The organism is Chromohalobacter nigrandesensis (genome assembly GCF_023061285.1).
In the GTDB taxonomy this organism is placed as follows: domain Bacteria; phylum Pseudomonadota; class Gammaproteobacteria; order Pseudomonadales; family Halomonadaceae; genus Chromohalobacter; species Chromohalobacter nigrandesensis.
This window is the reverse complement of record NZ_JAKGAM010000005.1, coordinates 1-20,893: the sequence shown is the minus strand read 5'-3', so window position 1 is coordinate 20,893 and position 20,893 is coordinate 1. Positions and strand designations below refer to the sequence as shown.

20 protein-coding genes and 1 pseudogene are annotated in these 20,893 nt (G+C 61.7%); 10 read left to right on the top strand and 11 right to left on the bottom strand.

Translation table 11 applies throughout. From position 1 onward, the window contains the following. Positions 1-30 precede the first annotated feature (30 nt). Positions 31-1,020, bottom strand: coding sequence for a helix-turn-helix domain-containing protein (locus L1073_RS08195; protein WP_246898325.1), 990 nt, complete (start codon positions 1,018-1,020; stop codon positions 31-33). A gap of 327 nt (positions 1,021-1,347) precedes the next feature. On the opposite strand from L1073_RS08195, the gene L1073_RS08190 reads away from it, so the two are divergent. From L1073_RS08190 to L1073_RS08175, 4 genes are read left to right on the top strand one after another with little or no spacing between them, the layout of a single operon-like run. After that, positions 1,348-1,488 (top strand): hypothetical protein, encoded by a 141-nt coding sequence (locus tag L1073_RS08190; RefSeq protein ID WP_246898324.1) that lies wholly within the window; start codon positions 1,348-1,350, stop codon positions 1,486-1,488. Then, positions 1,485-2,228, top strand: coding sequence for a metal ABC transporter ATP-binding protein (locus L1073_RS08185; protein WP_246898322.1), 744 nt, complete (start codon positions 1,485-1,487; stop codon positions 2,226-2,228). Before L1073_RS08190 ends, L1073_RS08185 begins: the two co-directional genes overlap by 4 nt. Beyond that, a complete protein-coding gene (locus tag L1073_RS08180; protein WP_246898321.1) occupies positions 2,213-3,127 on the top strand; it encodes a metal ABC transporter permease in 915 nt (304 codons plus the stop codon). Before L1073_RS08185 ends, L1073_RS08180 begins: the two co-directional genes overlap by 16 nt. Positions 3,128-3,173: 46 nt before the next feature. Then, the gene (locus L1073_RS08175; protein WP_246898319.1) at positions 3,174-4,193 is read left to right on the top strand and encodes a metal ABC transporter solute-binding protein, Zn/Mn family; all 1,020 of its coding nucleotides are present in this window, start codon (positions 3,174-3,176) and stop codon (positions 4,191-4,193) included. An 86-nt stretch (positions 4,194-4,279) separates the two neighbouring features. On the opposite strand, the gene L1073_RS08170 is transcribed toward L1073_RS08175, so the two are convergent. The 3 genes and pseudogenes from L1073_RS08170 to L1073_RS08160 all read right to left on the bottom strand — a co-directional run bounded on the left by L1073_RS08170 (position 4,280) and on the right by L1073_RS08160 (position 7,145). Further along, positions 4,280-5,932, bottom strand: a complete 1,653-nt coding sequence (locus L1073_RS08170; RefSeq protein WP_281506037.1) for an OpgD/OpgG family glucan biosynthesis protein — start codon at positions 5,930-5,932, stop codon at positions 4,280-4,282. Positions 5,933-6,129: 197 nt separating this feature from the next. Then, positions 6,130-6,270, bottom strand: a pseudogene (locus L1073_RS08165) (VOC family protein); the annotation flags it as partial. A gap of 68 nt (positions 6,271-6,338) precedes the next feature. Then, complete coding sequence (locus L1073_RS08160; RefSeq protein WP_246898318.1) at positions 6,339-7,145, bottom strand: helix-turn-helix domain-containing protein; 807 nt, start codon at positions 7,143-7,145, stop codon at positions 6,339-6,341. A 160-nt stretch (positions 7,146-7,305) separates the two neighbouring features. On the opposite strand from L1073_RS08160, the gene L1073_RS08155 reads away from it, so the two are divergent. From L1073_RS08155 to L1073_RS08145, 3 genes are all read left to right on the top strand, one after another. Beyond that, positions 7,306-8,781 carry an alanine/glycine:cation symporter family protein gene (locus L1073_RS08155; RefSeq protein WP_246898316.1) on the top strand — a complete coding sequence of 492 codons (1,476 nt, stop codon included), beginning with the start codon at positions 7,306-7,308 and terminating at the stop codon, positions 8,779-8,781. An 80-nt stretch (positions 8,782-8,861) separates the two neighbouring features. Beyond that, on the top strand, positions 8,862-10,262 hold the full coding sequence (locus tag L1073_RS08150; RefSeq protein WP_246898315.1) for an aspartate ammonia-lyase: 1,401 nt from the start codon (positions 8,862-8,864) through the stop codon (positions 10,260-10,262). A 2-nt stretch (positions 10,263-10,264) separates the two neighbouring features. After that, positions 10,265-11,281, top strand: a complete 1,017-nt coding sequence (locus L1073_RS08145) for an asparaginase domain-containing protein (RefSeq protein ID WP_246898313.1) — start codon at positions 10,265-10,267, stop codon at positions 11,279-11,281. Between the two features lie 17 nt (positions 11,282-11,298). On the opposite strand, the gene gloA is transcribed toward L1073_RS08145, so the two are convergent. Beyond that, on the bottom strand, positions 11,299-11,832 hold the full coding sequence (gene gloA / locus L1073_RS08140; protein WP_246898312.1) for a lactoylglutathione lyase: 534 nt from the start codon (positions 11,830-11,832) through the stop codon (positions 11,299-11,301). A gap of 226 nt (positions 11,833-12,058) precedes the next feature. Between gloA and L1073_RS08135 the strand changes: the two genes are divergently transcribed. The 3 genes from L1073_RS08135 to L1073_RS08125 are packed head-to-tail and all read left to right on the top strand — an operon-like array spanning position 12,059 to position 15,324. Then, positions 12,059-14,158, top strand: a complete 2,100-nt coding sequence (locus tag L1073_RS08135) for an FUSC family protein (protein ID WP_246898310.1) — start codon at positions 12,059-12,061, stop codon at positions 14,156-14,158. Further along, positions 14,148-14,375 (top strand): DUF1656 domain-containing protein, encoded by a 228-nt coding sequence (locus L1073_RS08130; RefSeq protein ID WP_246898309.1) that lies wholly within the window; start codon positions 14,148-14,150, stop codon positions 14,373-14,375. The genes L1073_RS08135 and L1073_RS08130 overlap by 11 nt, the downstream gene beginning before the upstream one ends. Positions 14,376-14,379: 4 nt before the next feature. After that, positions 14,380-15,324 carry an efflux RND transporter periplasmic adaptor subunit gene (locus L1073_RS08125; RefSeq protein WP_246898307.1) on the top strand — a complete coding sequence of 315 codons (945 nt, stop codon included), beginning with the start codon at positions 14,380-14,382 and terminating at the stop codon, positions 15,322-15,324. 117 nt (positions 15,325-15,441) lie between these two features. On the opposite strand, the gene L1073_RS08120 is transcribed toward L1073_RS08125, so the two are convergent. The 6 genes from L1073_RS08120 to L1073_RS08095 form a co-directional block, all read right to left on the bottom strand. Continuing rightward, on the bottom strand, positions 15,442-16,002 hold the full coding sequence (locus tag L1073_RS08120) for a DUF6708 domain-containing protein (protein ID WP_246898306.1): 561 nt from the start codon (positions 16,000-16,002) through the stop codon (positions 15,442-15,444). Positions 16,003-16,108: 106 nt separating this feature from the next. After that, a complete protein-coding gene (locus L1073_RS08115; protein WP_246898305.1) occupies positions 16,109-16,441 on the bottom strand; it encodes a hypothetical protein in 333 nt (110 codons plus the stop codon). Positions 16,442-16,658: 217 nt separating this feature from the next. Continuing rightward, positions 16,659-18,653 carry a T6SS phospholipase effector Tle1-like catalytic domain-containing protein gene (locus L1073_RS08110; protein ID WP_246898303.1) on the bottom strand — a complete coding sequence of 665 codons (1,995 nt, stop codon included), beginning with the start codon at positions 18,651-18,653 and terminating at the stop codon, positions 16,659-16,661. 8 nt (positions 18,654-18,661) lie between these two features. Then, the gene (locus L1073_RS08105) at positions 18,662-19,432 is read right to left on the bottom strand and encodes a DUF3304 domain-containing protein (RefSeq protein ID WP_246898302.1); all 771 of its coding nucleotides are present in this window, start codon (positions 19,430-19,432) and stop codon (positions 18,662-18,664) included. Between the two features lie 34 nt (positions 19,433-19,466). Then, positions 19,467-20,282: a DUF4123 domain-containing protein gene (locus L1073_RS08100; protein ID WP_246898300.1), complete on the bottom strand. Its 816-nt coding sequence runs from the start codon at positions 20,280-20,282 to the stop codon at positions 19,467-19,469. Positions 20,283-20,289: 7 nt separating this feature from the next. Beyond that, a partial coding sequence (locus L1073_RS08095) for a DUF2345 domain-containing protein (RefSeq protein WP_246898298.1) occupies positions 20,290-20,893 on the bottom strand: 604 nt, incomplete at its 5' end.

Sequence of the window (20,893 nt, the reverse complement as noted above, 5' to 3'; positions counted from 1 at the left end):
GACACAGAGAAAAGCGGCTAATATAGCTAACTAACGACCAAGCCGACGTATCAGGGGGCCCAGTGTGGTCGCACAGCTTTCGCGAGAATGTTGTCGAAGTTCCCGAGGAGAAATATCGAATAGCGCGCGAAAACGTCGCGAAAAATGCGATGGATTACCAAAGCCGTACTGCTCAGCAAGATCGCCGATACCCCTCGTTTCATCGGGGTTTTCAAGGCAGCGACGTACCGCCGCCAAGCGGCGAAACTGTATATAGCGTGCGATACCCCCCTCCTCCTCAAATAGACGATAGAGATTCGCGCGCGACACGCCGACAATGCGACAGATATAGTCCGGCGCCAGGGCCGGATCATTAAGGTGCGCTTCGACATACTGCCGAATACGCTCACGCAACACGCCATGGGCGGCGGGCTCTGCTCGTTGCTGGGCGTCAACATCATGGGTAACAGCCGTCAGGATCATGTCCCGAGTGATACGTGCCAGATCATGAGCTTCGGCTTGGGGCGTGACAGGTAGCCGTCGATACAACGACATCAGGTAGCTGGCTAGAAACTCTCGACGTTCAGGAACCAGTTGCAAACCATGCCAGCCATTCAGGGAAGAGTACTGCTCCAGGCTTTCTCGAGGCAGCATGACATTGAGATTGGTCAAGGGTGCGGCGACGGTATCCAATGGCTTGGCGAGGTCGACGATCGTGATGTCACCGGAGCCGACACGGGCTTCTTCACCGTTCAAGTCTCCTGTATAGCCTCCCTCACAATATAGCTGAATCAATATATGGTCTTGGCGCTCCAATGGCTTGGCGCGACGAAAACGCTGCCCAGAGGCTGTAACGCATCCCATCAGGATGTCCCCGACCTGATAGGCATCTGTTTTCGCAGTAAAGGAAGACTCCCTAGTGTTAGCAGGAAGATCGACATTAAAAATGGGCGCAATGTTCTGGCGCCAAGCCTCGAACCGATCTTGCGACGGCAAGGCATGCGTATCAAAGGTGATACAAGGCAATAGAGACTGGGACATATTCAACGCTTGGTTTAATCGCCTCGTTCCGTGCCGTGAATTGTATGTATCCTAAATCATCATACCTTACTTTGCCGAGCAACCTGTCAGCGTACTCCGAGGCGCTCACTGGATACCTTGGCTACAGGGCTTTTACTTCAACGCCCAAGGGCCTCGTTACGCGTTGCCATGCCATGCTTTTGCCCACCCCTCGAGAACGTTATCCTATTACGTCTTCGCGTCCCTCAGGGCGGTCTTTTCCGTCTCACGCCCTGCCGGTAAATTGAGCGAAGTGCTTGGCAAGAATTTTGTTATGTTATAACCTTGTCGGCCTTCCAAGGAGTCGTCATGTCACATCGTCACCGCCCGGATGGGCCTTGTCATTTTTCACTGATGTCGATGGGCGCGGGGCGCCGCGTGCTGTTGACGCTGCTACCGCTGGGGCTGCTGTGGTTGGCCGTGGCGTGGGCCATGGGGGCCTTTGCATGAGTCGTCTGAGCCTCGAGGCGCTGACACTGGCCCAGGGCGGGCGGACGGTGCTGGAGAATATAAGCGGCACTTTCGAAGACGGCGCGATCACGGCGCTGGTAGGTGCCAATGGCGCGGGCAAGAGCACCTTGATCCAGGCCATTATGGGCTTGCTGCCACCACTCAGCGGGAAGGTCGATTGTGACGTGCCCAAGGAGCGCCGCGCGTGGTTGCCGCAGCAATTGGCGCTGGACTTGACCTTTCCAATGAGTGTCGAGGAATTGATGCTCAGCGGCTGTTGGCCCACACACGGCACCTTCAAGCGCTACGGGCCGACCGATTACCGGCACATGCATACCATCATGCAGCGCCTGGGCTTGAGCGGCCTGGCGCATCGCCCCTTGGGCGAGCTTTCCGGCGGTCAACGCCAGCGCGCCTTGCTTGGCCGCACCTTGATGCAGGAGGCAGAACTGCTGCTGCTCGACGAGCCGTTCGCCAACGTCGATACGCATACCGTGGAAATCCTCTGCGATACCCTGCACGAGATGGCCAGTGCCGGCGCCACGGTGATCGTGGTCCTGCATGACATGGAACAGTTGGCGCAGTTGGCCGATTGCGTCTTGCTGCTGGCGGGCGGGCACGGCCAATGGGTCGAGCCGGAAACGCTGCTTGAGCGGCATCACGCACCGACGCGTCGCCATGCCCATGCGCCCTTTCTTTCCTTGAACCTGCCGGACGTCCCGCCATGCTCGACCTACTGACCACGCTGAATGCGTGGCTCGTCGCCCCGCTGACCGACTACGCCTTCATGCGCCGCGCTTTGGTCGGCGGCTTGGCGCTGTCATTGGCTGCACCGCCGCTGGGCGTGTTCTTGATGCTGCGCGGCATGAGTCTTGTCGGTGACGCCATGGCTCACGCGGTGTTACCTGGCGTGGCGCTGGGCTTCGTGCTCGCGGGTTTTTCGCTGCCGGCGATGAGTCTCGGTGGGCTGGTCGCGGGCTTGCTGGTCGCCGGCCTGGCGGGCAGCGTGTCGCGCATGACCGGCCACCGCGAGGACTCGGCGATGGCCAGCTTCTATCTGATTTCACTGGCATTGGGGGTGATGCTGGTCTCGCTGCGCGGCAGCAGCGTCGATCTCACCCACGTGCTGTTCGGCTCGATTCTCGCCATCGACGACACCGCGCTATGGCTGATCGCCTCAGTGGCCAGCGCCACGCTGATGGTCATGGCACTGATATTCCGCGTGCTGGTGGTCGAATGCCTCGACCCGTTGTTCCTGCGCGGCCAGGGCATTCGTGGTGGCCTGGTGCATGGCGTCTTCCTGGGGCTGATGGTACTCAACCTGACGGCCGGGTTTCAGACGCTGGGCACGCTGATGGCGGTGGGTCTGATGATGCTGCCCGCCACCACCGCGCGCTTCTGGTCGCAACGCCTCGAAGGCTTGATCGGCCTGGCGATCCTCATCGCCATGGTCTCGAGCACCGGCGGCTTGCTGGTCTCGTACCACCTAGGCCTGCCCTCCGGGCCGTGTATCATCCTGGTCGCCGGCATTGCCTATCTCGCCTCGGCGCTGTGCGGTCGCCACGGCAGCCTGCTGGCACGCGTGCGCCGCCGCGCCACACCGCTGGAGACAGACGAGAACGCATGCACGCCGTCATGAGCGCATTACACCTGACCACCTTATTTACCGACAAGAGGGAAACTGCATGTCCAAGTCTTTGACGTTACTGCTCGGCGCCGCCGCGCTGACGCTTTCCAGTGCAGCGCGTGCCGAGGCGCCGATGAATGTCGTCGCCAGCTTCAGCATTCTCGGCGACATGGTCGAGCAAGTCGGCGGCGAGCATGTCGATGTCACCACCCTGGTCGGCCCGGATGGCGACGCTCATGTGTTCTCGCCCAGTCCCACCGATGCCCGCGCCGTGGGCGAAGCGGATCTGTTCGTCGTCAACGGCCTGCATTTCGAAGGTTGGTTGGACCGCTTGGTGGAAGCCAGCGGTTATGCGGGGCCGATCGTTGTCGCCAGCCAGGGCATCGACGCCCTGAGTTTCGATGAAGAACGCGAGGGACATGCCGACCACGATCACGGCCACGACCACGGCCACGACCACGGCCACGACCACGGCCACGACCACGGCCACGACCACGACCACGACCACGACCACGACCACGACCACAGTCATGATGCCGGCCATGATCATGGCCCGGAAGACCCGCACGCCTGGCAAGACCTGCAGAACGGCAAGCAGTATGTGGAAAACATCCGCGACGCGCTTGTCGAAGCGGACCCCGAGCATGCCGATGACTATCGCGACAATGCCGAACAGTATCTGGACGCCATCGGCACACTAGACGACAAGATTCACCAGCGTCTGGAAGCCATTCCCGAAGACAATCGGGTCCTGATCACCAGCCATGACGCCTTCGGCTACTTCGCCGACGCCTATGCTCTCGAGATCCTCTCGCCCGTCGGCCTCTCCACATCGGCCGAGCCGAGTGCCGCCGATATGGCCGAGTTGATCCAGCAGATCCGCGAACGCGACGTCAAGGCACTATTCCTCGAGAACATGGCCAACCCGGCGCTTCTCGAGCAGCTCGAAGACGAAACCGGCGTCGCCATCGGCGGCACGCTCTACGCCGATGCCCTGGCCAGCGACGGCGACGCCAGCACCTACCTCGGCATGTTCAAGCACAACGTCGACAAGCTGACACAAGCCCTCGACGACTGAGCGCCCGCCCCGGAAACGACAAAGGGCGGTGCCATGGCACCGCCCTTTGTCGTATCGCTTATCAACACTTCCACCGCATTCGAATATCACTCATCCAGCGGGTGCGGCGGGTGCTCGCGCTGATCGGGGGGCGGCGGGAAGTACTGGTAGAGCCAGGTTTCACTCAGCGTTTCGTCGTCGCCTTCCAGGACCATGCGCATATCGATGGGATCGACCGAATCCTCGGTGGGATACCAGTCGAAAATCACACGAATGCCTTCAAACTCCTCGACCTGGAAGATCTGAATATCGCCCGTCTTGCCGCGCGATACTTCCAACTGCGCCATGATCGGCGGTCCATCCTTGGCAATACGCAGGATATCGCCGCCGACGTAATCCACCGCGAAGCGTCGCGCCCACTCCTCAGGATAGTTCTCGCCAGGCGCCCACCCTTCGGTGAAGTCGCCCATGCCGCTACGGGTCGCCCGAATTCGAGCGAGGTCGGTAGTCACCGGGGCTTGTGCACTCCAGTAAAGACGATACGCGAAGTTCAGTGAATCCCCCGGCTCAACGGCTTTGCTGGGTTTCCAGAACGCCACCACGTTGTCCATGGTTTCGCCAGTGGTGGGGATCTCCATCATCTGGATCTCGCCCTCGCCCCAGTCATTACGCGGCTCGACCCAGAGGCTGGGGCGCTCGTGATAATTGCCGACCACGTCTTCATAGGCGTCGAAGTCCCGCTCGGTCTGCAACAGTCCGAAGCCCTTGGGCGAGTCGTCGGCGAAGGCGTTGTACTGCAGTTTCGGCGGGTTATTGAGCGGACGGCAGACCCATTCATCGTTACCGCGCCACATCGTCAAACGGTCGGAATCGTGAATTTGCGGGTGAATGGTGTCGCACATGCGTCGCTGGTGAGTGCCGCAGCTAAACATGCTGGTCATCGGCGCAATGCCCAACTGTTCGATGGCCTCGCGCGGATAGAGGTGCTTGTCGATCTCCATGACCACGCGTTCCGCCTCGCAATGAATGACGAAGCGATAGGCGCCGGCCACCTTGGGCGAGTCGAGCAAGGCGTAAGCCGTGAAGGTCGTACTATCCGGCGCGGGTGTTTCCAGCCAGAAGCGCGTGTAGGTGGGGAATTCTTCCTCGGCATCGGCGAACGTGTTGACCGCCAGCCCGCGTGCAGAAATACCGTATTGGTAGGTGTCATCCACGGCGCGGAAATAACTCGCTCCCAAAAAGGAGACGATATCGCGCTCGGTCAGCGAGGGCGCCTTGAAGACGCGGAAACCGGCGAAGCCCAGTGCCTCATCATCCTCGAACTGAGAGACGTCGACGTCCGCCTCGTCATAGCGGAACAACGACGGATCGTAGTGGATCTCGCGGGCACGGCGGGAATCCGGGTCGAGGGCAAACATGCGTACCGGCTGGTTGAACCCCATGCCAACGTGGAAGAACTGCACGTCGAGCTTGCCATCAAGATCGTGCCACAGCGAATGCTTTGGGTCATAACCGATGGCGTTGTAATCCTGCGGGTTCATATCCGCCAGCGTCGAGGGCAACTCGCGTACGTTGTTTTGATAGCTGTCGTTCGCCATCTCCTTGGCCACGCGTTGCAACCAATCGAAGCTGAAGTCACTGGACTCGCCATCGGCGATCTCAGGCATGTCGCGCGTCGCCGCCAGCAGCGGGGCAGCGGGCAAGCCATAAAAGGCGGCCAGCGCCAGCGAGCGCTTGAGCAGGGTCCTACGGTCCATCATGGGGGCGTCCCTCTACCAATAAGGTGGAAGTTTCCTTGCCGTACACCTACATCAGACGTTACCCGAGACAAACGGTTCCCACGCCATCGGCGTCTCTCGTACTTTCAACGTAATATCTCCGCCATGCGCATGCCTTGGCGCATCAAAAAACCCGATGCGTCGGCACCGGGTTTTCAAGGTTCATGCGATCGCGTGGCTTATTGCCCCAGGCCTTTGGAAAGCTCGGGCTGTACGACCTCGATCCAGTAGCCATCGGGGTCCTTGACGAAGGCAACGTCCTTCATCTTGCCGTCGTCCGGGCGCTTCTTGAACTCGACGTGGTTGGCGTCGAACCAGGCCGGCCTAGGTGGGCGAATTCATCGACTGGACAGAGACTCGTCTAGCCGAGGACGACCGTACCGCCGCCTTAGTGGCGTGCACGAAAGTGCTGCTCCTCAGGAGCAATGTCGTTACGGAGCCTATCGTGCAACTCCGAATCGAGCTCAGGGTCGTCCGGGGGCAACAATCCACATTTCTCGAGCGCTCGCCGCACGCTCATCTTTTCATCCAGGCGTTCGTAGACGACGCGCACGCAGCTGGGCATGCGCTCGCTGTTATCGGCCACGCCGAGCTTCAGTCCGGTTAAGCGATGCACTTGGCTCTGAAAACTGGGAAACAGGATAGTCTGGGTGATTTCGTTGCCATTGAGCGTCTCATAGTCGACCAGAAAGATACGGTCGGCGAGGCGAAACGCCAAGCCATGGTAGCGATTGTGACAGGGACGCGTGCCGGGTCGCACCTGCATGCGCTCAGTGCGCTGATAGACGGTGCCCTGCTCACGCGTTTCAAGGCATACCAGAGTACGAATCACCTGGCCGGGCCGGGACATCGAGCGGTAGTACTCGAAGTAGCACCCGAGGTAGCGCGCCATGCCCTCCTGCCCCCGCGCCAGCAGCGCGCTCGGCCACTCCGACGGCGGCTCGAACGCCGCCGCACGGGCATCGCGACCGACCTGCACCAGCGTGCGGAATTCCGCCTGAGGTAGATAGAGCTCATGTTCCTCGACACCGAATAGGGCACAGATCCGCTGCAGAGCAGCGTGGCGCGGTCGATAGCGGCCGCTGAGGTAGCGATTGAATTGGGAGCGGTTGATATGCAGGCGCCGGCAGACCTCGGCAATGGAGGAATAGTACCCGCACAGCAGGCGCAGGTTGGCCACGAAGTCGTCTTGCATGCCATGAGCTCCGGGTCACTACACCAAACGAGGTGGTGCAGTCTGATGCACTTTGTAGCGCCAAGTATGCACCGCAATGCACCGATGCGCCAAGTTTCCTCAGCACGATCAATTGTTTCAATCGAGGAGCGCTACCACTAATACAATAGCGGAGATCCATATGCTTGAATTGCTCAACGAGCTCCTCTGGGGCAAAGTCCTTCTCGTTCTGCTGGTCACCGTGGGCATCGGCTTCACCGTTGCCTCTCGCTTCGTCCAGTTTCGCTACTTCGGCCGCATGTTCCAGATTCTGGGATCCCGTCAGGCCTTCCGTCATGATAAGCATGGCCACCTCAGCAGCTTCCAGGCACTGATGCTGTCCGTAGCCGGCCGCGTGGGCGGTGGCAACATCGCCGGCGTCGCCGTAGCCATCACCCTGGGCGGCCCGGGGGCGGTGTTCTGGATGTGGCTGGTTGGCCTGATGGGCATGGCCACGAGCTTCCTGGAATGCACCTTGGCCCAGACCTTCAAGCAGCCCCAAGGTGACGGCACCTATCGCGGCGGCCCGGCCTACTACATCGTCAAGGGCCTCGGTCGCAACTGGCGCTGGCTGGCTGGCGTCTACTCCGCGCTGCTGCTACTGACTTTCGGCTTCGCCTTCACCGCCCTGCAATCCTACGCCGTGTCGACCTCTTTCAACGACGCCTTCGGCGTGCCGGTGCTCTACAGTGGCATCGCTCTCGCCATACTGGTCGGTCTGATCATCTTCGGCGGCATCAAGCGGATCGCCCGCATCTCCGAAGTATTGGTTCCGTTCATGGCCGTGGGCTACCTGATCATCGCGCTGCTCGTCGTGGGCATGAACCTCGAACGTATCCCCGAAATCGTGACGCTGATCGTCAAGAGCGCCTTCGGCCTCGAACCGGCCATCGGCGGCGGCATCGGTGCCGCACTCATGATGGGGCTCAAGCGCGGTCTGTTCTCCAACGAAGCCGGCTTGGGCAGTGCGCCGAATGTGGCCGCCGTCGCCTATGTGCCACACCCGGCCAACCAGGGTATCGTGCAGGCCTTCTCGGTATTCATCGACACCCTGATCATCTGCTCCTCCACCGCCTTCTTGATTCTGCTCAGCGGCGCCTATGAGCCGGGTGCCAGCGGCAATGTCGAGGGCATTGCCCTGACCCAGGCGGCACTGGCCGACCATGTCGGCGAGTGGGGGCGTTCCTTCGTCAGCGTGGCACTGCTGCTGTTTGCCTTCAGCACCATCCTCTACAACTACTACCTGGGCGAAAACAGCCTGAACTTCTTCAGCCGCAACAACCAGAGCCTGTTCAACGCCTTCCGCGTGGTGATCGTGCTGCTGGTGTGCTGGGGTGCCACCACCAACCTGGACTCAGTGTTTGGTTTCGCCGATGTGACCATGGGCCTGCTGGCGGTGACCAACCTGGTTGCGCTAATCCTGCTGTTCAAGAAGGGCCTGCGCATCCTCAAGGACTACGACGACCAGCGCCGCCAGGGTATGACCCAGCCGGTCTTCGACGCCAGCCAGCACCCGGACCTGAACCTCTACCCGCAGGCTTGGGATCTCGAGCCTGAAGATAGAGAGCGCCTCAAGACCGGCGATACCAAGGCGCCTGGTGCCCACGTAGCGGAGTGATCCGCCGTCCGTTCTACTACCGCGCCGGCCCCACCCTCGACAGGGCCGGCGTGCTTCTTTGACGCAAGAGCGTTTTCGCCATGACCACACGTATCGAACACGATCTGCTGGGCGAACGTACCCTGCCGACGGACGCCTGGTACGGCATCCAGACCCAGCGCGCGCTGGAGAACTTCCGCATCACCGGTATTCCGATCAGCCACTTCCCCGAGCTGGTACAGGCACTGGCCATGGTCAAGTCGGCCGCGGCCCACGCCAATCAGGAGCTCGGCGTGCTCGAGCCCCACAAGGCCGAAGCGATCCAGGCCGCCTGCGCCGACATCCAGGCTGGCACGCTGCACGACCAGTTCGTGGTCGACCTGATCCAGGGCGGCGCAGGCACTTCGACCAACATGAACGCCAACGAGGTGATCGCCAACCTGGCGCTGGCCAAGCTGGGTCACCCCAAGGGGGCCTATCAGCACCTGCACCCCAACGATGATGTCAATCGCTCCCAGTCGACCAACGACGCCTACCCCACCGCCGCCTGCCTGAGCCTGCAGTTCGCCGCACAGCCGCTGATAGCGGCCATCGGCACGCTGCGCGATGCCCTGCAGGAGAAGGCCGTGGTCTTCGCCGACGTAGTCAAGATGGGACGCACCCAGCTACAGGATGCGGTACCCATGACCCTGGGCCAGGAGTTCGAGGCCTTCGCGGTGAATCTCGGCGAGGACATCGACCGCCTCCAGGAGGCCCAGCAACTGCTTTGTGAGGTCAACCTCGGTGGCACCGCCATTGGTACCGGGCTCAACGCGCCGGTACGCTACCAGGCGCTGGCCGTCGAGCATTTGGCACACCTGTCCGGCCGGCCACTGGTGCCGGCGTCGCACCTGATCGAGGCGACTTCGGACATGGGCGCCTTCGTCTTCCTGTCGGGGATGCTCAAGCGCTTCGCCATCAAACTGGGCAAGCTGTGCAATGACCTGCGCCTGCTCTCCAGCGGGCCGCGTACCGGGCTCGGCGAGATCACCCTGCCGCCCGTGCAACCCGGTTCCTCGATCATGCCGGGCAAGATCAACCCAGTGATCCCCGAAGCAGTGAACCAGACAGCCTACCAGGTAATAGCCAGCGACCTGGCGGTCACCCTGGCCGCCGAGGCGGGGCAGTTGCAGCTCAACGCCATGGAGCCGATGATTGTCTACAACCTGCTTAACGCCATGCGCATGCTGGGCGAGGCTTGCCATATGCTGCGCACCCGCTGCATCGTCGGCATCGAGGCCAACCGCGAAACCTGCGCCCGGCACGTCGAGCACAGCATCGGCGTGGTCACTGCGCTAGTACCGCACATCGGCTACGCCAACGCTACACGTATCGCCCGACAGGCCCTGCACAGTGGTGCCACGGTCCGCGAGCTGGTGATCGCCGAAGGGCTGCTTGACCCCGCCCGGGTTGATGCACTGTTGAGCCCCCAGGCTATGCTGGCCCCTGCAGCGGAGAAGTGAGCATGGCTCGCCTGTTGCTCCTCTACACCGGCGGTACCCTGGGTATGCAACCTTCGCCGAAGGGCTATGTGCCCTCGCCGCAGTTTGCCGAGCAGTTGAAGGCAGCGCTGGCGCTCCAGCCGGCCGGTCGCCTGCCCGACCACGACCTCAAAACCCTGCACCCGCTGATCGACAGCGCCGACCTGGCACCTGCGGCGTGGAATCGGCTGGTCGCCGTTCTCGCCGAGGCGTGGGCGAGCTACGATGGTTTCGTGATCCTGCACGGCACCGACACCCTGGCCTACACCGCCTCGGCACTCTCCTTCCTGCTCGGCCCGCTGGACAAGCCGGTGGTGCTCACTGGCGCCCAGATCCCGCTGGGCGAGCCGCGCAGCGATGCCCTGAACAACGTGATCCTGGCCATGCAGGCAGCCGGGCATCCGCGCGCCCCCCGCGAGGTCTGCATCGCCTTCCACGACCGCCTACTGCGCGGCAACCGCGCGCGCAAGTGCCGAACTCAAGGTCTGGATGCCTTCGACTCTCCCAACGCGCCCTGGCTCGGTGAGGCAGGCATCGAGTTGCGCCTCTGCGGCCTCCCGGCGCTGCCGGTCGGCACCCCCGACCTGACGCAGGCCGACTTCGCGGCAGGGCACGTCGCCGTACTGCATTGCCACCCTGGGCTGTCGCCACAGCAAGTCGCCCGGCAGCTCGACGACCCTCAGCTCCAGGGCCTGGTGCTGATGACCTACGGTGTCGGCAACCCGCCCGGCCTCGACGGCCAACTGCTCGACTGCCTGCGCCGTGCCACCGAACGCGGCCTGGCCATCGTCAACGTGACCCAGTGCGGCCAGGGCACGGTGCAGCAGGGGGCCTACGCAACCGGCCGGCGGCTCGAGGAGGCCGGTGTCATCGCCGGACAGGATCTCACTCCTGAAGCGGCGATCACCAAGCTGGAAGTGCTGCTGGCCCGCGGGCAGCGCGGCCAGGCGCTGCGCGACGCCCTTGCCCGTCCGCTACGCGGCGAGATGCGCGCGCACTAGCCGTCGATGCTGTTGCGTCAATCCCCCATGTGGCCCAGCAAGTCGGCCTGTACGACCTCGATCCAGTAGCCGTCGACGTCCTTGACGAACACGACATTCTGCATCTTGCCCTGATCGGAGCGCTTGATGAACTCGACGCCATTGGCATCGAACCAGGCTTCGGCGGCATGCAGGTCCGGCACCGAGAAGCAGATATGCCCGAAGCCCTGCGGCTCGGCGTTGCCATCATGATAGGCAAAGCCTTCCTGGTCTTCGGTCCCCCAGTTGTGGGTTAACTCGAGAATGCCTTTCTGCGCGAAGGTATAGGCGTTGCGCTCGGCCGGCTCCTCCGGCACGGCGTCGTCATCGCCGAGGTTGGCGAGGAAGTAGAGCGTGAATTGCATTTCCGGAAAGTCGAGCTTGCGCAGCACGCGCATGCCGAAGACCCGCGAATAGAAGGCCAGCGAACGTTCGGGGTCCTTCACCCGCAGCATGGTGTGGTTGAAACGAAAGCCCTGCGTCTCGGTCGGTGGCGTTTCGACGCCGGGGTGTTGCTCGCCCTGAAAACTCATCCTGCGTTCTCCTTTTCTGTCACTGCTGTCACTGCACATATCACTGCAGAGTATCTCTCCAAGGTGAGGGCGACGCCGCAAAATTCCAGGGGGCCACACCGCTCGGCCCGGCGAGATTGACGGTGAGGTTAGACATATGTCGAGCGAACTGAGATAATTCGCAGACTAATATTTATCTTGCTTTTTCCCTGATGCTCCGGCCACGCGGTCGGGGCCGGATGACGTTATGCTGCGCATTTCCACCGATCATTGGCTATTGGCGTTACGCACCGTGCTGGCCGTCTGGCTGGCACTGTTCCTCGCCTTGCGCCTCGACTTGTACCAGCCCGCCTGGGCCATCCTCGCGGTGATGATCGTCACCCTCCAGCCTGTGATGTTCACCGGCGGCACGCCGCCCATCGGCATCATCATCGGGCGCGGCGTGGCACGCTTCTTCGGCACGCTGTTCGGCGCCATCGCCGGGCTGGTGCTGATCGCACTGTTCGGTCAGCAACCCATGCTGTACCTGCTTTTCGCTGGCGCCTGGCTGGCGTTCTGCATGTATTGGGTGATGCTCGAGCAGGACGAGTACCTGGGCTACGTGATGATGCTCAGCGGCTATACCGCCACGCTGGTCTCGTTGACCGCCATCGGCACGGGGATCGATGGTATCTGGACCGTCGCGCTGGGGCGTTTCTCGGAAACCGCGCTGGGCATCGGCTGCGGTGTCTTGATGCACCTGCTCATCGCCCCGCGCTTCGGGAGCCGGGCGTTGCCCGAGGCGCTTTCCCAATTTCTACAAAGCGCCGCCGAGGAAACCCACGCAGCCCTGGATACCCAGCGCTCCCGCGACACCCAGGACGCACGCCTCAAGACGTTGCTCGGCCATTATCAACAGTTCGAGAAGCTGCGCGGCCTCGCCCGGTTGGAAACGCGGCGTCTGAGCCACTTCATTCCCGCACTGGACCGTTTCGCCAGTGACAGCCTGGCGCTGATCACCGCCATCCGCGAGCTGGAAACCGCCATCGACTATCTGCGCGCGTGCGAAGACGGCGAGCGCTGGCTGGCGCAATTGAATGCGCATGCCGCGCCGCTACTTACCACGATCGCCGAGCAGCCCGCCGGCGAGCCGCTGGAAAAGCTGACGCTGCCGGACTTCGAGTGGGACGTCGAGCAGGTGAGCCCGCGCAGCCGCGTGCGCGCCGAACTGGTACGTCAGCGCCTCGGGGAAGTGCTCGGCCTGCTGCAGCATGGCCGACGCCTGCGTCATGCACTGAACGACCCAGCCTCGGCCAAAGTGCATACCTTGCCGCACGAAAAGCGCACTCGCACCACGCACAACGAGCACTTCGTAGCCCGCTTCAACGCCCTGCGTGTATTCGTCGCCTTCGAGTTGCTGGGGCTGTTCTGGGTCCACAGCGGCTGGCATTCCGGCTACCTGGCGATGATGCTGCTGGGCGTGTTCACCATGCTGTTCGCCAAGGCGCCCAACCCCGCCGCCGTGGTCTACCAGTTCATGTGGGGGAGTATCGCCGCCGTGCTTCTCGGCGGTGTCCTGCTCTTCCTGGTGTTGCCAGTCATCAACGGCTTCCCGCTGTTGGCCATCGCCATCGGCATTCCAGTCGCCATCGGCACCCTGCTGACACCGCATCCTCGCTGGTCGCTGATCGGACTGGCCGGCGCCATCACCCTGATGACGCTGCTCAATCTACAATCGACCTACAACTTCTCGCCGACCCGTTACATCAACGGCGGACTGGCATCGGTCCTCGGCACGGTCGTCGCCATGATCACCTATTCGCTGATGCAGCAACGCTCTCCCGCCGAGCGCATCCGCACACTGCTCGGCGCCTACTGGCAAGGCGTGGCGCGCTTGATGCGCGAGCCCACATTGCCCAACAGGGCGCGTCTGGAGAGTCGTCTTTACGACCGCCTGGGGCGCATCGTCGCTTTAGGCGGCACGGATGACACGCTGCGCGAAGCGCTCGATCTGCACGCCCTGGCGTTGTGCGTCTGGCGCATTCGACGGCTACGCGAGGAACTGGCCCCGCATCGTCAGGAACTCGAGGCCTGGCTAGACGACATCGGCCAACGCCTGACCGCGCGGCGCCACCACTCGCCCGAGGTCTGGCGTCAACTCTCCGACCAGGCGCGCGAGTGGGTCGACCGCTTTTATCACGATGCCCAGCTCTCCGTCGCCACGGCGGGAGAAATCGCCATGCTGGGGCATCTCATGCGCGAGGCCCCCGGTGTCACGCTGGAGGCCCGCGCCGACGACGATGCCCAGGCCGCGTCGCTTGATCGACAAGCAACACCGCCTCGGCAGGAGACGCCGCATGTTCGCTGAATGGGCATTCCTCGGCTTTCTGGTGCCACCGCTGGCCGTCCCCGTACTCGTTGCGCTCGGGCTCTATCTTCTGCTGCGGCGCTTATTCACGCGCCTCGGCGTCTACCACTGGTTCTGGCAACCGGTGCTCGTGGACATCGCCCTCTACGCCCTACTGCTGTGGTCGGTACTCGCCCTGACCGGCGCCTTGCCGATCGCCCACCCACAAGAAGGATGACGCCATGACGCTCTCCCCGCGCGCGCGCAAGTTCGTGCGCCCGCTGCTGACGCTGCTGATACTCGCCATCGCCGTGGTCGCCATCGCGCAGATCTGGAACCACTACATGCACGACCCCTGGACGCGCGACGGCCGTGTCCGGGCCGATGTCATCAACCTCGGCACCGACGTCGCGGGCCTGGTCGAGAACCTTCAGGTCGAGGACAACGACGCCGTGCAGGCTGGCGACGCGTTGTTCACCATCGACAAGAAGCGCTACGAACTGGCATTGGCCGAGGCAAAGGCCAATCTCAACAACCTCGAACAGCAACGCGCGGAAGCCAAGGCCGCCAGCGCCCGCCGCCAGAAACTCGGCGACTACGCCTCTCAGGAAGACCGCGACGACGCGCGCTTCGCCTATTCCAGCGCCCAGGCCCAGGTCGAGCAGGCCAAGGTGGCGGTCGAGCAGGCCAAGCTGGACCTCGAACGCGCCACGGTGCGCGCTCCGGTCGACGGCTATATCACCAATCTACTGTTGCGCCCCGGGGAATACGTCTCGGCCGGCGAGGATGCCGTCACCCTGGTCGACGCCGCCAGCTTCCACGTACTCGGCTACTTCGAGGAAACCAAGCTCGACGCCATCGACATCGGCGCCCCGGTACGCATCCAGCTACTGTCCAGCGATGAGCCGCTGTGGGGGCATGTCGACAGCATCGCGCGGGGTATCTCCGACAAGAGCCTCGACAGCCAAGGAAGCGGACTGGCGAACGTCAGCACCTCCTTCGACTGGGTACGACTCTCGCAGCGCATTCCCGTGCGCATCGCTCTTGACGACGTGCCCGAGGACGTTCAACTCTCGGCGGGGCTCACCGCCACGGTCTATCTCAACGGCACGCGTGACGCGCATCGCGATACACCGGACTGGCAACGCAGCCTCACGCGCTGGTGGGAATCGCTGGTCAGTATTTGATTCCGCCCCGCCCCGGTTGCGGCGTTATCTCATCAGCGGGGCGAAGTATGATCAGGCCATGGCGACGAAATGCCCGCAATGCATGACCGCGACGCGATGACAGACCAGCTCAATGACTCAAGACGCCCCGGATGACGTACTTTCCCGGCGAAGCTTTCGCGGCCAGTAAACCGGCCAGCACAGTAGCAGCAAGCACCAGTGCGCCGTCGCGTGAACGAGCATGAGCGGCGAGACGACCACCACCAGCGCGATCATCTTCGGGCTCCAGGGCGCTTGTGCCCACTTGTTCTCGAGAAAGCGCCAAGGCGCCAGCAGCGAGCGCCACGGCCAGGGAAAGCTGGGAATGCACCTGGGCTTGGGAAGGCTCTCCGGGCCCTCTTCCATATAGCGGCGAATGTACTCCCACAGCGCATAGAGCTCATGATCGCTGCGCAGCGGTGCGCCGAGAAACACCACGTCATGATGCTCGGCGCCGGTACGCTGCTTGAAGAAGAACAGCATCAGGATTTCCCGCTTGCGCTGCTTGGTCACCACCTGATCATCCGGGTCGACCGAAGCCACCACATCGTCCCAGTCGTAGACCTGATTACCGCCGGCGAAGTTGGGACGGTTGATAGTGATCTTGCGGGTCTTGCGATTGAAGCGCACCACGATATGACGCTGGACCAAGCATTCCATGCGGAATATCCAGAAAAGATAGATAAACGCGGCTACCATGATAAGCCAGATAACCCATAAGCCTATAACGCCAATATAATCACCAACATTTGCCACTCTTTTTGCTTCAGAGACTACACCAGTAAACAAAATATCTGTTAGCCCTGGAAGAATAAAAACTGGAAAAGCAATGAGGCCTAAAAGCAGAGGAGACAACCCCAGCAACACCCCCCCGCCACTCATCAAAAAATGTTCTGACATCCATATAGATATCATTCATCTTGTAGATGGAGCGCGCATCGGATGGCGCATCGCTGACCTGCCGCTCCTGCATGTCCCGATACTGCTCACCGTACTTCTCGGTCGCCTTCTCGAACTCTTTCATATCACCCTCGAACCCGGTGATATCCTTCTTGCTCGCCGTCAACGTCCGGCGCATCAGCCATTCAACGAAATACATCAGGTCACATCCTGTAAGGCCTGGTGAAAGGCACCGACTTCTTCCGCATAGTCAGCAACTACACGCCCCGTTTGGCGATACACGGGCATCCGCGCTTATCGAGCGAGTCGCCGTTTACACCCTCGCACGACTGGACGATGTCCCCGTCTCGTGACGGGCGTAGTCCGGCTGCTGCGCGCCCGGCCGATATTGCGGCGCCAGCAGGGTCAGCAGTTGGTCATCGGCGCCGGCGTATATACGCCGAAAGCGGAGGTAACCGCCCCCCCAGCAGAAAGCTTTCCCGCCCGTCCAGATCATGCATGGGCGGTATCCTGCCCGTCCGTTCGTAATACTCTGCACGCTCACGCTCCTCGGCGCTGAGGGTGATGCCGCGCCGGCTCTCGATGTCCCCGTCGTCGATCACGTGCTTTTTGGCGACCAGTGTTTTCAGGTAGGTGAGGGCCTCATCCCGGCTATCCCATTCGGTCAAAAACCCCGCGATCGCGTCATGAACGTACTCATCCATCAGCGTGGCGATGGCCTGAGGTGACGGCCCGAGCGAGTCCTTGAAGTTCGATATCCGCCGCCAGTCGTCGATGAGCGAGGGATCCAGGCCCCGCTCGTCGACCATGTCGTAGTAATACCACCCGGGGCCCATGATGAGAAAGTCGCGGATCGACACGAAGGCCTGCTCCCAGTCACCCTTGCTGACCCACGCCTCCCACTGCGCGAATCGTTCGAGTTCCTCGCAAAACTGGCTGTAAGCGCTGGACAGGTTGTTCTGATCGTAGCGAGAGGCGCGTTGATAGCTTTCCAGGACCGACACGCCCCCCGCACGGTGATTGTTCAGGCGCCACTCGATGGCACGGCGCCAATGCTCGCGCATGATCTGCCCCGTCTCGCCGGAGGTCACTTCGCAGGTATCGATATAGCGATTGAAGGCATTGATAGTCTGTGGCGTGATCTTGAAGCCATCTTGAATGTCCACCAGGGCCTGCTCCAGCTTGAGTGGTACGCCGGACAGCCGCGCCTCGCGGTACATCACCGCCAACGGAATGCGGGAGAGTAAATCCCGACCGATGTTGTCCACCCCCTTGCCCTGGTCGCCGGGCCGGTAGCCGCCGCCGATGTCCGAGTGCACGCCGGGGAAGACGATCTCGTCGCCATTGTTGACGATGGAGTGGTCGTTGTAGATCGAATCCAGCGGAAAGGAACGGCGGTTCTCATGCGCGGATACCAGATGCACGCACCGGGCGACTTCCGGCGGGATGGCCAGCGAGATCTCCGCATCCGCCCAGGCGGCATGGCCGTCGCTGACCGGCACCAGGTGGGCGATGCCAACCGAGGCCACCGTATCGAACAGACCCAGGAAGTCGAACGTCACGGGGAAGCCGGCCAGTGTCAGGCCGCTCTGGTTCGTCAGTTGGGCGTCCCACTGGCATAACCGGACCACCCAGTTGGCGAACACCCGTGACAGGGCGGCGCCTCGCGAAAAGCCGAACGCTGACAGGTAGATGTTCCTGACGATGCCTGGATCGATATTGCGCGGCCTGCTCCCCTCCAGCGTCATGTGGGGACGAATCGCGGTGTGCAGGCGTCGCAGCCAGCCCACCAGGGTTTGTGGCAATCGCGCGGCGATACGATCCCCGGGTGCAACATGAGACAACGGCTTGATGTGCAGGGCCGTCGAGGACATCCTGCCGACAGCGCTGGCCTGCTGAACCTCGGCATTGTCGATAAGGGGCTGCTTGAGGAAATAGCGGCTGATGGCGTTGATGACCTGTGCCAGCCCCCACAGAACGCGGACTTGTCCCAGCCGGCCCGCGCCCGCCCCCAAGGTGGCATCCCAAAAGCCTTTCCCCGAGTCGCCCACCTGATCGAAAGGGGTTCCCACGCCGGCGGTATAGATGCGGAAAAAATTATCGTAATCCGAAGGGTTGGTCTGCCAGTTCGTCTCGGGAGGCAGCACCCCCGGCACGCTCAGCCCCGGATAAGCACTGTAGAGGCGTGCGATATTGGACTGGCTATGGTCCTGCTTATCCAGGCTATCGGCGTAGTTGTTGCCGGTGCCATCGAAGAACACCCCGATAAAGAGGTTGGTGTCGCAGGGGGCGGTGGTAGTCTCTATTTTTTCTCGTTCCGAAAAAGTCTCGTCAAGCTTGGCTGTTGCCCCTTTAAAGAAGGAATTTTTCTTTGCAGGCTCCGAGAACTCTGAACCTATAATATCTGACAAGCGAGCGCTCATGGGCGTCCTTCCCTTAATTTTTGCAGGTAGTTCTTATCTCTTTTTTGGGCGCTGCGAAGCCTTGTCTTCAGATACTTTATAAACTCTTCATCAGACCATCCGTTAAATTCCGAAATCTTGTCAGGATAAACCTGTTGGCCAATTTCCCACTCTTTTTTTAATGAATGCGTGTTTTTCTTATCCACTTCCGAAAGACGGCCTTCAGTTCTAGAAAGACGGCTTGAAACATTTTTTATTTCTCGGTCAATCAATTTCCTTCGATACTCATCCGACGGCACTGGCCATCCCTTCACCTCGCCCGGGAAGTCTTCATGATCCGGTGACAGGTTGCTGACCACCACATTGGCTTTCTTATCCGGCAGGAACTGCACCCAGAGTGTGCCCTTAGCCGGTGTGTCGTATTTCGGGATCTCGACGTGAATCGTCTCGTGCAGCGTGCCCTCGGCCCTGCGCCTGGCCAAGGATTCGGAACGCTCATCCGTAGTGTCTCCCTCGAGGGGATAGCGGACCACGACATCGACACTCACCCCTTCATGCCATTCCCTGGGCACCTCATAGCAGCACATGATGCCGCCGGCGCTGTAGGGGCCGATGGACTCGCCGCCACCGCGGTTTTGTTCGTCGTTCGGGTCGACGACATGATATGAGCCAATGCCCTGCCCCGCGTAGTCCACGCCGGTGATGTTAAGACTGACCGAGTCGTCGCCACACGCCGTCAGTGACGCCAGCCAGAGAAGGGCGAGCCCTCGCCGAAGAAAGTGGTGCATGGTCAATTCCATTCCTTGTCTGTTCGCCACGTTATCAACTGGCCGAGACCGAGGCGGGCCACCAGCCCTGTTCGATCGCGGCGCTTCGACAGCACTCGATCTGCTCCGGATAACCGTCGACGGGCCCTGCGGCATTGGCCAGCGTCTCCTCAACCCAGGCGTAACGCTGTGACGGTGTCGCGAAGGCGTCATGAAGCGTTGGTTCATGCTGTCGCAGGCCATCGACGAGCGCATCGATTCGGTTCATGTCGAGCAGCGTTTGCGTCTGTCGCTCATCGAGGCGCACGTCGCGCATATCGCCGGGCTCGGAAGTCAAAGTGATATCCAGGTCATGCCAGTTGGCATCTCGCCCTATATAGCGCCACGCCGCCATATGACTCATGAGTCGCGCCCGCTGCTCTTCCGTCAACATCTCGGTGATTTGCGGCAGGCGGCGCGTATCCGTCAGACGCAGCACATATCGAGCGTTCTGGACGGTGACCAGACGAAAAACCGATAGTCGCTCCCACAGGGAATCCATGGATTCGTCGCTCACGATCAGGCTCAACATGGGCTGGCCGGATGTTTCTTTAGCAAGAGCGTCCAAGGCATCAAGGCGTTCGCTATCGACAGCGAGTAGCAACGGTGAAATCGCCAATACGCGCTCACTGGTGTTGGGTGCGTCCTGATAGAGCGAGCGCCAGCAGTTTTCAGGCCACAACTTTCTGATCAAGGCCAACAACGTTTCGTGCCTGAAAGACGCGTCTAGCAGAAAATAGACAGAGGCCCGTGGTGCTTGAGCCAGCCATGCGTCGATCATCGCTTGCGTTTCGCTGGCCCAATCGGACGAGTAGTGGTCAATCAATTGCATGGCATTCTCAAGTGACGTTCACGATGGGCGATCCACTGGACAGATTTTTAAGCAGACATTCCACGCAAATCCCGTCAGGCATGCTCGGCAAGGCGCTGGACATACTCGTCGGCCCGCCAAAACTCTTCGTCGCGCCGTTGATGGTGACCTTGCCCGGGGCGTGGAGCTCGACATGGCCGTCCTTGATGCGCACGTAGGCGCCACCGCTGACCAGCAGAATCTCTTCGGCGGCCGACAAGTCGATGGTGTCGTCGCTGGAGGTGATGGTCAGGTCGTTGCGGGCGGTGGTTTCGAGGTTGTCCGACTGCGCCTGGAGGTCCACCTTGCCTCGCGCGGCGAACAGTTTGATGCCGGCTTTCTGCACGAACAGCGACAGCTTCTCCGAAATCGAGGCGACCAGGCTCTTGCCGGTGGCGATGTTGACGTCTTCGCCGCTGGAGACACTCAGTGAATGGCCCTGGGCCAGGTGGGTGGATTCGGGGGTACTCAGGGTGATCCCCGCCGGCGAGGCCAGGTGCAACCAGGGGGCTTTCATGCGCGCCGCTTCGCCGCGACCGCCGCTGTCGGTGGCGCCGCTGGCATTGCGTTGGTCGGCCTGCCCTTGTGAGCCG

Coding starts and splice junctions, on each gene's coding strand:
- L1073_RS08185 (WP_246898322.1), top strand. CDS start 1,485: ATGAGTCGTCTGAGCCTCGAGGCGCTGACACTGGCCCAGGGCGGGCGG.
- gloA (WP_246898312.1), bottom strand. CDS start 11,832: ATGAGTTTTCAGGGCGAGCAACACCCCGGCGTCGAAACGCCACCGACC.
- L1073_RS08170 (WP_281506037.1), bottom strand. CDS start 5,932: ATGATGGACCGTAGGACCCTGCTCAAGCGCTCGCTGGCGCTGGCCGCC.
- L1073_RS08145 (WP_246898313.1), top strand. CDS start 10,265: ATGGCTCGCCTGTTGCTCCTCTACACCGGCGGTACCCTGGGTATGCAA.
- L1073_RS08175 (WP_246898319.1), top strand. CDS start 3,174: ATGTCCAAGTCTTTGACGTTACTGCTCGGCGCCGCCGCGCTGACGCTT.
- L1073_RS08135 (WP_246898310.1), top strand. CDS start 12,059: ATGCTGCGCATTTCCACCGATCATTGGCTATTGGCGTTACGCACCGTG.
- L1073_RS08195 (WP_246898325.1), bottom strand. CDS start 1,020: ATGTCCCAGTCTCTATTGCCTTGTATCACCTTTGATACGCATGCCTTG.
- L1073_RS08150 (WP_246898315.1), top strand. CDS start 8,862: ATGACCACACGTATCGAACACGATCTGCTGGGCGAACGTACCCTGCCG.
- L1073_RS08190 (WP_246898324.1), top strand. CDS start 1,348: ATGTCACATCGTCACCGCCCGGATGGGCCTTGTCATTTTTCACTGATG.
- L1073_RS08160 (WP_246898318.1), bottom strand. CDS start 7,145: ATGCAAGACGACTTCGTGGCCAACCTGCGCCTGCTGTGCGGGTACTAT.
- L1073_RS08180 (WP_246898321.1), top strand. CDS start 2,213: ATGCTCGACCTACTGACCACGCTGAATGCGTGGCTCGTCGCCCCGCTG.
- L1073_RS08115 (WP_246898305.1), bottom strand. CDS start 16,441: ATGTATTTCGTTGAATGGCTGATGCGCCGGACGTTGACGGCGAGCAAG.
- L1073_RS08120 (WP_246898306.1), bottom strand. CDS start 16,002: ATGGAATGCTTGGTCCAGCGTCATATCGTGGTGCGCTTCAATCGCAAG.
- L1073_RS08125 (WP_246898307.1), top strand. CDS start 14,380: ATGACGCTCTCCCCGCGCGCGCGCAAGTTCGTGCGCCCGCTGCTGACG.
- L1073_RS08130 (WP_246898309.1), top strand. CDS start 14,148: ATGTTCGCTGAATGGGCATTCCTCGGCTTTCTGGTGCCACCGCTGGCC.
- L1073_RS08105 (WP_246898302.1), bottom strand. CDS start 19,432: ATGCACCACTTTCTTCGGCGAGGGCTCGCCCTTCTCTGGCTGGCGTCA.
- L1073_RS08155 (WP_246898316.1), top strand. CDS start 7,306: ATGCTTGAATTGCTCAACGAGCTCCTCTGGGGCAAAGTCCTTCTCGTT.
- L1073_RS08100 (WP_246898300.1), bottom strand. CDS start 20,282: ATGCAATTGATTGACCACTACTCGTCCGATTGGGCCAGCGAAACGCAA.